The sequence below is a fragment of the Pseudomonas sp. GW821-FHT09H03 genome, from assembly GCF_059415945.1.
Genome location: NZ_JBWKOF010000010.1, coordinates 17,997 through 30,343, shown reverse-complemented (window position 1 = coordinate 30,343; position 12,347 = coordinate 17,997). Strand labels below are relative to the sequence as shown.

Annotated in this window: 13 protein-coding genes; 7 read left to right on the top strand and 6 right to left on the bottom strand. The window is 57.7% G+C overall.

Annotated elements, in window-relative coordinates; all coding sequences use genetic code 11:
• Positions 1 to 278: 278 nt before the first annotated feature.
• Both AC07OG_RS15745 and AC07OG_RS15740 read left to right on the top strand, forming a co-directional pair.
• A complete protein-coding gene (locus AC07OG_RS15745; RefSeq protein WP_495067428.1) occupies positions 279 to 878 on the top strand; it encodes an FMN-dependent NADH-azoreductase in 600 nt (199 codons plus the stop codon).
• A gap of 333 nt (positions 879 to 1,211) precedes the next feature.
• Complete coding sequence (locus tag AC07OG_RS15740) at positions 1,212 to 2,078, top strand: carboxylate/amino acid/amine transporter (RefSeq protein ID WP_060541313.1); 867 nt, start codon at positions 1,212 to 1,214, stop codon at positions 2,076 to 2,078.
• A 114-nt stretch (positions 2,079 to 2,192) separates the two neighbouring features.
• On the opposite strand, the gene AC07OG_RS15735 is transcribed toward AC07OG_RS15740, so the two are convergent.
• Positions 2,193 to 3,491 carry a mechanosensitive ion channel family protein gene (locus AC07OG_RS15735; protein WP_495067427.1) on the bottom strand — a complete coding sequence of 433 codons (1,299 nt, stop codon included), beginning with the start codon at positions 3,489 to 3,491 and terminating at the stop codon, positions 2,193 to 2,195.
• 192 nt (positions 3,492 to 3,683) lie between these two features.
• Here AC07OG_RS15735 and AC07OG_RS15730 point away from each other — a divergent pair, with 192 nt between their 5' ends.
• Positions 3,684 to 5,024, top strand: a complete 1,341-nt coding sequence (locus AC07OG_RS15730) for a DEAD/DEAH box helicase (RefSeq protein ID WP_060541315.1) — start codon at positions 3,684 to 3,686, stop codon at positions 5,022 to 5,024.
• A 316-nt stretch (positions 5,025 to 5,340) separates the two neighbouring features.
• Here AC07OG_RS15730 and AC07OG_RS15725 read toward each other — a convergent pair whose 3' ends face one another.
• Positions 5,341 to 5,616 carry a hypothetical protein gene (locus AC07OG_RS15725; protein ID WP_218425824.1) on the bottom strand — a complete coding sequence of 92 codons (276 nt, stop codon included), beginning with the start codon at positions 5,614 to 5,616 and terminating at the stop codon, positions 5,341 to 5,343.
• Between the two features lie 102 nt (positions 5,617 to 5,718).
• On the bottom strand, positions 5,719 to 6,453 hold the full coding sequence (locus AC07OG_RS15720; protein ID WP_495067426.1) for a DUF899 domain-containing protein: 735 nt from the start codon (positions 6,451 to 6,453) through the stop codon (positions 5,719 to 5,721).
• Between the two features lie 181 nt (positions 6,454 to 6,634).
• On the opposite strand from AC07OG_RS15720, the gene AC07OG_RS15715 reads away from it, so the two are divergent.
• A complete protein-coding gene (locus AC07OG_RS15715; protein ID WP_060541318.1) occupies positions 6,635 to 7,027 on the top strand; it encodes a hypothetical protein in 393 nt (130 codons plus the stop codon).
• 138 nt (positions 7,028 to 7,165) lie between these two features.
• On the opposite strand, the gene AC07OG_RS15710 is transcribed toward AC07OG_RS15715, so the two are convergent.
• The 3 genes from AC07OG_RS15710 to AC07OG_RS15700 all read right to left on the bottom strand — a co-directional run bounded on the left by AC07OG_RS15710 (position 7,166) and on the right by AC07OG_RS15700 (position 9,227).
• A complete protein-coding gene (locus AC07OG_RS15710; RefSeq protein WP_060541319.1) occupies positions 7,166 to 8,035 on the bottom strand; it encodes a DUF6279 family lipoprotein in 870 nt (289 codons plus the stop codon).
• Positions 8,036 to 8,112: 77 nt separating this feature from the next.
• A complete protein-coding gene (locus tag AC07OG_RS15705) occupies positions 8,113 to 8,835 on the bottom strand; it encodes a TorF family putative porin (RefSeq protein ID WP_060541320.1) in 723 nt (240 codons plus the stop codon).
• 203 nt (positions 8,836 to 9,038) lie between these two features.
• Positions 9,039 to 9,227, bottom strand: coding sequence for a PFL_1563 family small protein (locus AC07OG_RS15700; protein ID WP_015096330.1), 189 nt, complete (start codon positions 9,225 to 9,227; stop codon positions 9,039 to 9,041).
• 353 nt (positions 9,228 to 9,580) lie between these two features.
• On the opposite strand from AC07OG_RS15700, the gene AC07OG_RS15695 reads away from it, so the two are divergent.
• The 3 genes from AC07OG_RS15695 (at position 9,581) to AC07OG_RS15685 (ending at position 11,937) form a co-directional block, all read left to right on the top strand.
• Positions 9,581 to 10,417 carry a CvfB family protein gene (locus AC07OG_RS15695; RefSeq protein WP_060541321.1) on the top strand — a complete coding sequence of 279 codons (837 nt, stop codon included), beginning with the start codon at positions 9,581 to 9,583 and terminating at the stop codon, positions 10,415 to 10,417.
• A gap of 243 nt (positions 10,418 to 10,660) precedes the next feature.
• Entirely contained in the window at positions 10,661 to 11,593 is a 933-nt protein-coding gene (locus tag AC07OG_RS15690) for a DMT family transporter (protein WP_495067425.1), read from the top strand.
• Between the two features lie 215 nt (positions 11,594 to 11,808).
• Positions 11,809 to 11,937 (top strand): PA1414 family protein, encoded by a 129-nt coding sequence (locus tag AC07OG_RS15685; RefSeq protein ID WP_007914492.1) that lies wholly within the window; start codon positions 11,809 to 11,811, stop codon positions 11,935 to 11,937.
• Positions 11,938 to 12,347 lie beyond the last annotated feature (410 nt).

Sequence of the window (12,347 nt, the reverse complement as noted above, 5' to 3'; positions counted from 1 at the left end):
ATGCTCGCTCCTACAGTCGACCGCATTCCCCTGTAGGAGCGAGCAGGCTCGCGATGGTCGTCAACGAAAACGCGGGAGGTCTGGTTCCCCGCGGTGTTCTTGAGTCCATCGCGAGCACGCTCGCTCCTACAGAAACGAGCGAAGCGCATGTAGCTTGCCTAGGTTATAAACGAATTTGTTGATAGGTTGTAGCAGTTATTTGCGCTTTTTCATCGATATGACTCCGTTTAACCTTCACTCCATCGACTGACAACATTCCCAGATGGAGCCTACAAGCCATGTCCCGCGTTCTGATCATCGAAAGCAGTGCCCGTCAGCAAGATTCGGTTTCCCGCCAACTGACCCAGACGTTCATCAGCCAGTGGCAAGCGGCTCATCCGAATGACCAGATCAGCGTCCGTGACCTGGCCGTCAATCCGGTGCCGCACCTGGATATCAACCTGTTGGGCGGCTGGATGAAACCTGCCGAACAGCGCAGCGATATCGAGCAGATCTCCCTGGAACGCTCCAACCAGTTGACTGACGAATTGCTGGCCGCCGACGTGCTGGTCATGGCGGCTCCCATGTACAACTTCGCGATCCCCAGCACCCTGAAAGCCTGGCTCGACCATGTGCTGCGTGCCGGTGTGACCTTCAAGTACACCGAAACCGGCCCGCAAGGCCTGCTCAGCGGCAAACGTGCCTACGTATTGACGGCCCGCGGTGGTATCTACGCCGGCAGCGCGGCGGATCACCAGGAACCTTACCTGCGTCAGGTCATGGGCTTCATAGGGATCCATGACGTGACTTTCATTCACGCCGAAGGCATGAACCTGGGCGGCGACTTCCAGGAAAAAGGCCTGAATCAGGCGAACGCCAAGCTGGCCCAGGTGGCCTGAGCCGTTAATCGCCAGATAATCGACTGATGTTTTAGTGACCTGGCGCAACCCTTCAAGCCTGTACGCGCATCGAACCTCCCTTTGCACTTGTTGCTCCCAAGTGCCCTGGCCCGATTGAACGCTTTAGCGAGATCGGGCTTTTTTTTGCCCGGGATTTGGTTGTTGCACGCATACCTCTGTAGGAGCTGACTTGCCAGCGATGAAGGCATTACCGGCAACATCAAGGTCGCCTGGCGCCGCTATTGCCAGCAAGCCGGCTCCTGCAGTGATTTGTGCGTCTCGCGATCACCGGCAAAACCCGCTATCTTCGCCGCCATTCAAAACGAGGCGAACATGGGCTATCTACTTTTTGTCACGCTGATCCAGGCGTTTTCCTTCAGTTTGATCGGCGAGTACCTGGCCGGTCATGTCGACAGTTACTTCGCCGTGCTGGTGCGCGTGCTGCTGGCGGGGCTGGTGTTCATTCCACTGACGCGCTGGCGCTCGGTGGAACCGGCATTCATGCGTGGCATGTTGTTGATCGGGGCGTTGCAGTTCGGTGTGACCTACGTCTGTCTGTACCTGAGCTTTCGCGTACTCACGGTGCCGGAAGTGTTGCTGTTCACCATCCTCACGCCGCTGCACGTGACCCTGATCGAAGACGCGCTCAATCGTCGCTTCAACCCATGGGCATTGATCGCGGCACTGGTGGCCGTGGCGGGGGCGGCGGTGATTCGTTTTGATCGCATCAGCCCGGACTTCCTCTACGGATTTTTGCTGCTGCAACTGGCTAACTTCACCTATGCCGCCGGGCAGGTGATGTACAAGCACCTGGTGGCGCGTCATCCCAGCGACCTGCCGCATTACCGGCGCTTTGGCTACTTCTATCTGGGGGCGCTGGCCGTTGTCCTGCCGGCCTTCCTGCTGTTCGGTAAAAGCAATTTCCTGCCTGAAGCACCGCTGCAATGGGGCGTGCTGCTCTTCCTCGGGCTGGTTTCGACCGCGCTGGGTCTGTATTGGTGGAACAAGGGCGCGTGCATGGTCAATGGCGGCACCCTGGCGGTAATGAACAACCTGCATGTGCCGGTTGGGTTGCTGATCAACCTGCTGATCTGGAACCAGCATGAGGAGTTGGGGCGGTTGTTTCTCGGTGGCTCGGTGATTCTGCTGGCAGTATGGATCAGCCGTTTGGGCATACGCCGGCCCGAAATCGCACGCTGAACCCCTGTAGGAGCGAGCGTGCTCGCGATGGACTAAAGGACGCCGCGTTTATCCAGAAAAACGCGTTATCGTTAACGTCCATCGCGAGCGTGCTCGCTCCTACAGGGGGGGTGGTTACATGACGTGTTTTTCGGGCTCAGGGATATGGCTCGCGCCGAGCACTGCCGGCAGCAGTCCGGCTCGTAGATCGGTTCCGCTCGGCTGCTGATAAAGGCTCAAGCCAAACTCCGGCAACACCGCCAGCAGATAGTCGAAAATATCCCCCTGAATGCGCTCGTAATCGGCCCACGCCGTGGTGCGGGTGAAGCAGTAGATCTCCAGCGGAATGCCCTGGGCCGTGGTCTGCATCTGGCGCACCATGCAGGTCATGTTCGGCTGGATGTCCGGATGACTCTTCAAGTAAGCCAGCGCGTAGGCGCGGAAGGTGCCGATATTGGTCATGCGCCGGCGGTTGGCCGACATCGCCGCCACGTTGCCCTGTGCTTCGTTCCACGCCTTGAGTTCGGCCTGTTTGCGGCTGATGTAGTCGGTCAGCAGATGCACCTGGGACAGCCTCATCTCCTCATCGTCTCGAATGAAACGCACGCCGCTGGCGTCGATGAACAAGCTGCGCTTAATCCTGCGCCCACCGGACTGTTGCATGCCGCGCCAGTTCTTGAATGACTCGGACATCAGGCGCCAGGTGGGGATCGATACGATGGTTTTGTCGAAATTCTGCACCTTGACCGTGTGCAGGGTGATGTCCACCACATCACCGTCAGCGCCGACTTGCGGCATCTCGATCCAGTCGCCGACCCGCAGCATGTCATTGCTGGTCAACTGCACGCTGGCGACGAACGACAGCAGTGTGTCCTTGTAGACCAACAGAATCACCGCCGACATGGCACCCAGGCCCGACAGCAACAGCAGCGGTGAACGGTCTATCAGGGTGGCGACAATGATGATCGAGCCGAATACGAACAACACCAGTTTCGTCAGCTGCACATAGCCTTTGATCGAACGGGTGCGGGCGTGTTCGGTGCGCGCATAAATGTCCAGCAGCGCATTGAGCAAGGCGCTGGCAGCCAACAGCAGGAACAGAATGGTGAACGCCAGCGCCACGTTGCCGAGGAACAACGTCGCGGTTTTGTTCAATTCCGGCACCAGGTAAAGGCCGAACTGGATCACCAGCGACGGTATGATCTGCGCCAGTCTCTGGAACACCTTGTTGTGGCGCAGGTCATTGACCCAGTGCAGCGCCGGCTGCCGGCCGAGTATTTTGCTGGCGTGCAGGATCAAGTAGCGCGCCACTCGTCCGAGAGCCAATGCGATGACCAGCAACACCATTAGCCCCAGGGCGGCATGCAGGAGCGGGTGCTGGTCGAGGGTGCCCCAAAGGTCTTGGGCGTTGAGCCAGAGCTGTTTCATATCCATGGGCTAAATCGATTCTTCTGTAAGGCGCGACGGGCAATTAGAGCATTTAAGACGCTTTGTATTACGTTCGTTAACAAATCAGGCAACAAAAAAGTCACTGTTTGCTGCCTTTTGCATAAAGAAACTCGGCCTACGCGCTCGAAACCGGTACCCTATGCAGCTGTTTTTTTGCATTTCTTCGAGGTAGCACCCGTGTTTTCCCAATTCGCCCTGCACGAACGCCTGCTCAAAGCCGTGGCCGAGCTTAAATTTGTCGAGCCAACGCCAGTGCAAGCAGCGGCCATTCCGCTGGCGCTCCAAGGGCGTGACCTGCGGGTGACAGCGCAAACCGGTAGCGGCAAAACCGCTGCATTCGTTTTGCCTATCCTCAATCGCTTGATCGGCCCGGCGAAAATCCGCGTCAGCATCAAGACCCTGATCCTGCTGCCGACCCGTGAGCTGGCCCAGCAAACCTTGAAAGAAGTAGAACGCTTCTCGCAGTTCACCTTCATCAAGTCCGGCCTGATCACCGGCGGTGAAGACTTCAAGGTCCAGGCCGCCATGCTGCGCAAGGTGCCGGACATCCTGATCGGTACGCCGGGGCGGATGATCGAGCAACTGAACGCCGGTAACCTCGACCTCAAGGAAGTCGAAGTGCTGGTGCTCGACGAAGCCGACCGCATGCTCGACATGGGCTTTGCCGAAGACGTACAGCGTCTGGTCGACGAGTGCACCAATCGTCAGCAGACCATGCTGTTCTCCGCCACCACCGGCGGTTCGGGCCTGCGTGAAATGGTTGCCAAGGTCTTGAACAACCCTGAGCACTTGCAGCTAAACGCGGTCAGCCAGCTGAACGAAACCACCCGTCAGCAGATCATCACCGCTGACCACAACCAGCACAAAGAACAGATCGTGAACTGGCTGCTGGCCAACGAGACCTATCAGAAGGCCATCGTGTTCACCAACACCCGGGCCATGGCCGACCGTATCTACGGCCGCCTGGTTGCCCAGGAATACAAGGCATTCGTGCTGCACGGCGACAAGGACCAGAAGGATCGCAAGCTGGCGATCGACCGTCTGAAGCAGGGTGGCGTGAAAATTCTCGTGGCCACCGACGTTGCCGCTCGCGGCCTGGACGTGGACGGCCTGGACCTGGTGATCAACTTCGACATGCCGCGCAGCGGCGACGAATATGTTCACCGCATCGGTCGTACCGGCCGTGCCGGCAACGATGGACTGGCGATCTCGTTGATCTGCCACGGCGACTGGAACCTGATGTCGAGCATCGAGCGCTACCTCAAGCAGAGCTTCGAGCGCCGCACCATCAAGGAAGTCAAAGGCACCTACGGCGGACCGAAAAAGGTCAAGGCTTCGGGCAAGGCCGTTGGCGTGAAGAAGAAAAAGACCGACGCCAAGGGCGACAAAAAGAAAACCGCCGCCAAGACCCCGACCAAGCGCAAGAGCGCCAACCGGCCAAAAAGCGATTCGCTGGTGAGCAGCGACGGCATGGCGCCGCTCAAGCGCCGCAAGCCGGAAGCACCGGCCGCCGAGTAATTGGGTTTCAAGCGTTAAATTAAAAACCCGGACAGCGTCCGTAATGCTGTTCACTTAAGCGGGGCAATACACCTTGTGGCGAGGGGGCTTGCCCCCGTTCGGCTGCGAAGCAGTCGCAAAACCATTACACGCGGTGTACCTGATACACCTCGGTGGTGGGTTCTGGGGCCGCTCTGCGGCCCAACGGGGGCAAGCCCCCTCGCCACAAGTGTGTGACCCAGCTTAAGTGAACAGTATTACGGACAGCGTCCGGGTTTTTTTACATCAAAAAATCGCAACGTCCCGTAGGAACTGCCGAAGGCTGCGATCTTTGCTGTCAGCTATCAGCTTTTTTTTCAGCCGATCCCAGCTCCTTCAGTCGCTGATCAATCAACTGGCACTTGTCCGGCAGGTCCTTGGCGGCAGTGCCCAGATCCATCTTCTGCAGTTCGTCGTTGATCTCCTTGGCCTTGGCCGGGTTCTGTTCAGTGAGCCTGGTCACTTCCTGTGCCAGTTGTTCGCGTTTGGCGGTGGCCTCTTCGGGCGTGCAGGCCCAGGCGGGCAGGGCACAGGTCAGGGCGACGCCGAGGGTAAGTTTGAGCAGTGTTTTCATCGGGGCAGGCCTCAGTTCCGGTTAAGACGGGTTAACCGGTTGAGCGCTGCCCTTGGGCAAAAGTTCACTAACTGGCGATGACCGCGACTCGGATGCTGCGGGTTACCCACCATGGCAACAGCTGGACTTGGCCTGTTCCTCATAACAATCGTGATGCCGCACCCATTCCATGATTTCTTCTTCATTACGGCCCTTGGGCATCAGGTCGAGGTAGTTGTAGGCACCCACGAGCATGTCCAGGCCTCGGGCATAGGTGGAATAGGTGTGGAAAATTTCCCCGGTTTCGTTGCGATAAAACACACTGAGGCCGGGGAGTTCTTCTTCTGAACCGTCGGTTTTTTCGTAGTTGTAGGTCGCCTTGCCGTTTGCGACATCTTCGGCCCGGGCCGTGACGCCAAAGTCGTAGTTGAAGTCGCAGCCCTCTGACGACACCCAGTCGAACTTCCAGCCCATGCGACGCCTGAACGCCTGGAATTCGGCAAACGGAGCGTGGGAAACGGCCACCACTGCCACGTCATGGTGGGCCAGATGCTGGTTGGCACCGTCAATGTGGTCCGATAGGAATGAACAGCCGGGGCAACCTTCGTCCCAGCCTTGGGCAAACATGAAGTGGTAGATGGCAAGCTGGCTGCGACCGCCGAACAGGTCCGTGAGACTCAATTGACCCTCTGCGCCCTGGAAATGGTAATCCTTGTCGATTTTCACCCAGGGCAGGGCGCGGCGTTCTGCACTGAGTCTGTCCCGTTCTTTGGTAAAGGCTTTTTCATGGGCCAGGTGTTCCTTGCGGGCCGCTAGCCATTCTTCCCGAGAAACGACGGGATGATTCTGAATACTCATGGTGGTTTTCTCCTGCGAGGGGCTGGGAGTCGGCTTACACAGGCTAGTCGTTTGGCTGGTGTGGGATTCGACATACCGCCGGTCGGTCATCCCTGCACGCCAGGCTGAACGGCTGTCGAGTGCACAGGTCACAACCTTTAAGGCCCCTCTCAATCACACGGGCACCGGAGGTTGAATCAGGATGACGACTTATAACTGGGATTTAATCGAGCGCTTGCTGCATGAAGCGCAGAACAGCGCCGGCCACAGCTTCACCCCCCGGCCTTATGCCGAGCAGCACGCAGCGCAGAAAGCTGCGGAAGGTGAGCCGATCGAGAATCTTGACCACCTGAAAACAGTGGCCAGTGATTATGAAAGGTTACTGCTGCTGCGAGGTTACATTGCTTCACGGCCCGAGGATGAAGGCGGCAACGGCGAGAACTTCGTGTTGACGCCCAGGGGGTCGTGCCTGTTGAGCCTGCTCGACAGCAGTATTCCGGGCAATGATCATCCGCGGCAGGTACTGGACGAGCAGGAAGATGCCCTGGATGAGGCGACGTTCGATGAGGTGGCATCCAAGGCGCAGATTGCCTGAGCCGTTCATGATCACGCCCCTGTAGGAGTGAGCATGCTCGCGAAAAACCATCTGACGCATGGGGCTACCAGACAAAACGCGTCATCGTTGACGTTTTTCGCGGCATGTTCGCTCCTACAGGGAGCGGTCGGCATGGCATCAACCTTGTTTCGCGGCCTTCAGGCATTTCAGATCGCTGAAGTCCTTCCTTACACCCTCGATCTTCGTCAGCAAGCGCTGGCGTTGCATCGGTGTGCTTTGAGCCATCAGGTCGACAATCAGCGAGCGAGCCTGGGCCTCGGTATTGGCGAAGGCCTGACGGTATTCGGGCGTCCACAAACTCTCGCGATTGACCAACAGTGTCTCGATGCGCTGCGGAAACTGCGGGCTTTGGCGTTGCGCAACAGCGGCACTGAACTGCTTCTGCCAATGCGCGCGGTTGGCAATCCACTGAGTGTTCTGGTCGCCCAAGGCCGTGGACCACGCAACCACTCGCTGTTGCTGAGCAGGGCTGAGCGGCCCGAGCCAGTCATTGAGACGCTTGCTCATGCGCTCACCACGTTCCTTGATCTGCTGATCGAGGGGCGGCTTGAGGTATTCCTCCTGACGTTTGCGCTGGTCCTTGGCGAAGGCGTCGTTCATCTCGGCCACTTGCTTGTCATCCAGCCCCTGCAACAACTCGATGGCCGATGGGGTGATTGCCCGGGCGGTTTCAGCGATCGCCTGTTCAGCTTCCCGGGTACGTTCCTGCAGGGCGGTATCGGTGATCTGGTTGCTTTCGATCATGCCCTGCAAGCGGTCCAGCCAATCAAGATAACCGGGCAATTGTGTGGTGCAGTGCCAGGTCAGATGTTCCTTCAGCCGTTCGTTCAGCCAGTTTTTCTGCTCGCCGTTCATGTCCAGATAGTCGCTGAGCGTCCAGGGAATTATCACGTCGAGGTTGCGGTAGGCCACGCCCACGCGGCTACATGCGCCAAGGGCGAGGGCAAAGGTGAGCGCAAAGGCTACGGGTTTAAGCCAGCGTGACATAGGCGAATCCTTGCGAAAGTCTGCCTTCGGGATTTGATGGTCGTTTGATCCCCGGATGAGCCCGGCAGTTCAGCCGATCAATAAAACGCGCGCTCGGCCTTGAGGGTAACCAGCCCGTCGCATTGGCTGTTATGCCCGACGTAAGCCGAACAATCGTTGCCGCGCAGGCTGGAATCGCTGTAGATCAAATCCACATCGATGCCCATGAACGGTCGGGACAGTTTCAGCGACCAATCGGTGAAGCTGCCGACATACCCGCCATCCACTGCGACCGGTGCGTTGAACTGGTGGCTGGTGTATTTCATGCTGACGCCGATGCCGAACGGTTGATTACCCGCCAGGTCCGCGAACAGGGTGCTGTTCTGTCTGTCCGGGTCGTTGCTGAAGGCAACGCCGAAACGGCTGCCAAGCAAGGTCAGGCCACCGAAAAGCTCATGGCTGTCGAGGGTATCCACTTCGGGGTAACTGTAGCGGATCATCCCCACTTCGTAGCCCAGCGTTCGGTCGAAGGGTTGTTTGAAGCCCAGGTAGGAGTCGATTTCGAGATTTTTTCCCGGGCTGATGCCCATGCTCGGCGACCATTGGCCAAAATAGAAACCGCTGCCGTGACTCAGGTCCAGACCGCCGTGGAACGAGCCGACCGCCGAAGGTTTGACCAGGCCCTGGGCCATGCTGCGGGTAGGGCTGGTGCCGAGCTTGAGGTCGAAATCACCCAGTTCGCGCTGGAAAATCTGCGCGTGCACCACCGAACATGCCAGCAGGCTGGCGAGGCATACCGATATGCAGGAAAATTTGAACATGCATCACTCCATGAGCAGCGAAGGCAGCCGTGTCGGGCTGAAACGCTTGATCCAGACGCGTGCAAGGATAACGGCGAATGATCGGCATCGGGGGCCGTTCGTCGATTTTTATCTGATTGCTGGAATGACGGAGGGGATTGCGAGGGTTCCAGTCCAAGCGCTTCGAAGCTCAAAGCGCTTTGGGACCAGGTGTGGCGGGGGGATTACTTTTTGCCCAGGGTGATCTGCTTGGACGGGCCGAACGTCTGGCCGCTGACGCCTTTGGCAATTTGCTGGATTTCACCGCCGGACTTCAAGAATGCAGCGATCTGGCTGTTGATCGATTCGCTGGTTTCGACGGCTGGAGCTGGCTTTGCTTTGCTGGTGGATGCTTTTACGCGCATGGCGGCCATTAACCTGTAGAAAATTAACTTGGCCAGGCATAGTACAGGAAATACCTGCCGATTGCTTGGCAAATATCCCCTCGAAATGTGCAGGGAAAGGATCGGGTCAATGGCCGGAAAATACTCGAAATATGTGCCTAAGCTGCTGTTTTAAATAAGAACATCACTGGCTGAGTTAATGCTTGTTACTGGCCCGGGTCGGGCGCAAATAGCCGGATTGATCTGACGAGCGGCCGGGCGTGGAGCCTGCGGACCCCGCAAATCCATGGTTCCAGGCGGATAATTGCGCGCAGGCATGCCGGGCCCCCAACGTGACGCATAAAACCGGGTAGAATGTCACCCACGCAATGAGGGTATTGGACATGGCTTTAGTCGGGCGTTACAACAGTTTACAAATAGTTAAACACACTAACTTCGGTTTATATCTGGATGGCGGCGCGGATGGCGAGATTCTTTTGCCAAATCGTTATATTCCAAAAGATATTCCCACTGAAGATGAAGACTGGCTCAACGTTTTTATTTATCTGGATAGCGATGACAAACTCATCGCAACTACTGAAAAACCGAAAGTTCAAGTCGGTGAATTCGCCAGTTTGAAAGTTGTTGAAGTCAACAGCATCGGTGTATTCCTCGATTGGGGGCTGCCAAAAGATCTGTTGCTGCCCTACTCCGAAGAAAAGCGCCAGATGACGGCTGGCGAATACGTGGTGGTGCACGTCTACCTCGACAAGCACACCCGTCGTATCACCGCGACCGCACGCCTGGACCGCTATCTGGACAAGACCCCGGCCAACTACACCCCGGGCCAGGAAGTGGACCTGCTGGTTGCCGAAGCCACCGACATGGGCTTCAAGGCGATCATCAATAACAAGCATTGGGGCCTGATTCACAAGAACGAAATCTTCAAGTTCATGCGCGCCGGTAAAGAAGAGAAGGGCTTCATCAAGGAAGTTCGTGCCGATGGCAAGATCAGCCTGAGTCTGCAGCCGGTCGGTCAGGAAGCGGCCACCAGCCTGAATTCGAAGATCCTCGCCAAATTACGCGACAACAACGGCACGCTGGCAGTCAGCGACAAGAGCGATCCGGCCTTGATCAGCAGCCTGTTCGGCGTCAGCAAAGGCAACTTCAAGAAAGCTATCGGCGCGTTGTACAAGAATGGCCAGATTGTCATTCATGCCGATCGCATTGAACTGAGCTGAGCCCTGCGTAAGCTCGTGCATCGATCAGGTTGGCCGCACGTTATCGCCAATGGCCGGACTTGATTGCAGCACGGTGACGTCGGCGCACTTGGCGCGTCCAGGTATGTCAACGTCATCAACAAGCGGCTTTTTCTGGCCATTTGATCAATAATCGATAGCATCAACTTTGCCCCGGCCTCGAGTCGGGGCTTTGCTTTTTAATCTGTGAGCCACTGCCATGTCTTATGCCATTGAGGTGTTCCGGTGAGTGCCAGCCGGCGTAGCGCCGACGGTTTCGCCCTGCAAGTGATGATCGGCTTGTGTCTGATCTGGGGCATTCAGCAAGTCATGATCAAATGGGCAGCGCCGGATATTGCGCCGGTCATGCAGGCGGTCGGGCGTTCGGGCATGTCAGCGTTGCTGGTCGGGCTGCTGATCTGCTGGAAGGGTGGCTGGGATCAGGTCGGCAACACCTGGCGTGGCGGACTGTTGGCCGGCGCGTTGTTTGGCCTGGAGTTTTTTTTCATATCCGAAGGCCTGCAACTGACCACGGCGGCGCATATGTCGGTGTTCCTTTATACCGCGCCGATCTTCACCGCATTGGGCGTGCACTGGTTGTTGCCCAGTGAGCGTTTGAGGGCGCTGCAGTGGTTGGGCATTGTCCTGGCCTTTATCGGGATTGCCATCGCCTTTGCGGGCGGCCTGTCCTGGGACAACCTTGATCGACGCATGTTGCTGGGCGACGCCTTGGGCGTCCTGGCGGGCGCGGCGTGGGGCGCGACAACGGTGGTGGTGCGTGCCTCGCGGCTCTCGGAAGCGCCGGTGACGCTGACCCTGTTCTATCAACTGATCATCGGCTTCGTCGGTCTGCTGCTGATTGCCCTGCTCAGCGGCCAGATCACTCACGTCAGCCTGACCTCCACGGGGGTGACCAGCGTGCTGTTCCAGGGCGTGGTGGTGTCGTTCTTCAGTTACCTGGTGTGGTTCTGGCTGCTGCGTCGTTACCTGGCGGCCAATCTGGCGGTTTTCTCGTTCATGACGCCGTTGTTTGGCGTCACGTTCGGTGTCGTGCTGCTGGGCGAAGAGTTGAGCATCAACTTCATCATCGGTGCGGTGTTGGTGTTGTTGGGCATTACCTTTGTCAGCGCTGAACAGTGGCTGCGTCGTCGTTTGCGCAAAGCCCTCGGGCAGCACTGACAGGGGTGAAGAGGGGGCCACCACTAACACAGCAGGCGATTTTTCCCTCCACGATGGCTCAGGAACGGGCAATTGCCTGAACCCAGGCTGATTGTGATGGATTCAGTAACAGATCGTTGCCACTTTGGGCGAGCATTGCGCAGGACTTCGGACTATTATCAGTGCGAAGGGGCTACTGAATTTTGGCCGCTCGGCACTACCCTGAAGGGGGCACCATGAAAGAGAAAATCCAAAACTGGCTGCATGACCTGGGTGTCGCACTCGGTTTGATCGAACCGCCTCTGCAACCTGTGCCTATCCGCACCGACGACGAGCAACGCCGACGCCAGCAGCGTCGCCGGTAACGTCAGTCCGAAAAGCTTGATCGAAGGCTCGCTGTGGGGGCTTCTGTGGCTAAGGGGCTTCTGAGGTGGGGGGGCTTCTGTGGCGAGAGGGCTTCTGTGGCGAGGGGGCTTGCCCCCGTTCGGCTGCGAAGCAGTCGTATGTACTCCATAAATCGCCTGATGCGTCTGCCAGACATCACCGAATTAAAGCATTTTGGGGCTGCTGCGCAGCCCAACGGGGGCAAGCCCCCTCGCCACAGACCTAGTCAGATCTTCAGAGCCACTCAGAGCTCCAAATCTTCAGACCTAGTCAGATCTTCACAGCCACTCAGAGCTCCAAATCTTCAGACCTAGTCAGATCTTCAGAGCCACTCAGAGCTCCAAATCTTAAGACCTAGTCAGATCTGCAGAGCCACTCAGAGCTCCAAATC

Coding starts and splice junctions, on each gene's coding strand:
- AC07OG_RS15710 (WP_060541319.1), bottom strand. CDS start 8,035: ATGTCACGCTGGCTTAAACCCGTAGCCTTTGCGCTCACCTTTGCCCTC.
- AC07OG_RS15715 (WP_060541318.1), top strand. CDS start 6,635: ATGACGACTTATAACTGGGATTTAATCGAGCGCTTGCTGCATGAAGCG.
- AC07OG_RS15740 (WP_060541313.1), top strand. CDS start 1,212: ATGGGCTATCTACTTTTTGTCACGCTGATCCAGGCGTTTTCCTTCAGT.
- AC07OG_RS15705 (WP_060541320.1), bottom strand. CDS start 8,835: ATGTTCAAATTTTCCTGCATATCGGTATGCCTCGCCAGCCTGCTGGCA.
- AC07OG_RS15745 (WP_495067428.1), top strand. CDS start 279: ATGTCCCGCGTTCTGATCATCGAAAGCAGTGCCCGTCAGCAAGATTCG.
- AC07OG_RS15735 (WP_495067427.1), bottom strand. CDS start 3,491: ATGGATATGAAACAGCTCTGGCTCAACGCCCAAGACCTTTGGGGCACC.
- AC07OG_RS15685 (WP_007914492.1), top strand. CDS start 11,809: ATGAAAGAGAAAATCCAAAACTGGCTGCATGACCTGGGTGTCGCACTC.
- AC07OG_RS15700 (WP_015096330.1), bottom strand. CDS start 9,227: ATGGCCGCCATGCGCGTAAAAGCATCCACCAGCAAAGCAAAGCCAGCT.
- AC07OG_RS15725 (WP_218425824.1), bottom strand. CDS start 5,616: ATGAAAACACTGCTCAAACTTACCCTCGGCGTCGCCCTGACCTGTGCC.
- AC07OG_RS15695 (WP_060541321.1), top strand. CDS start 9,581: ATGGCTTTAGTCGGGCGTTACAACAGTTTACAAATAGTTAAACACACT.
- AC07OG_RS15720 (WP_495067426.1), bottom strand. CDS start 6,453: ATGAGTATTCAGAATCATCCCGTCGTTTCTCGGGAAGAATGGCTAGCG.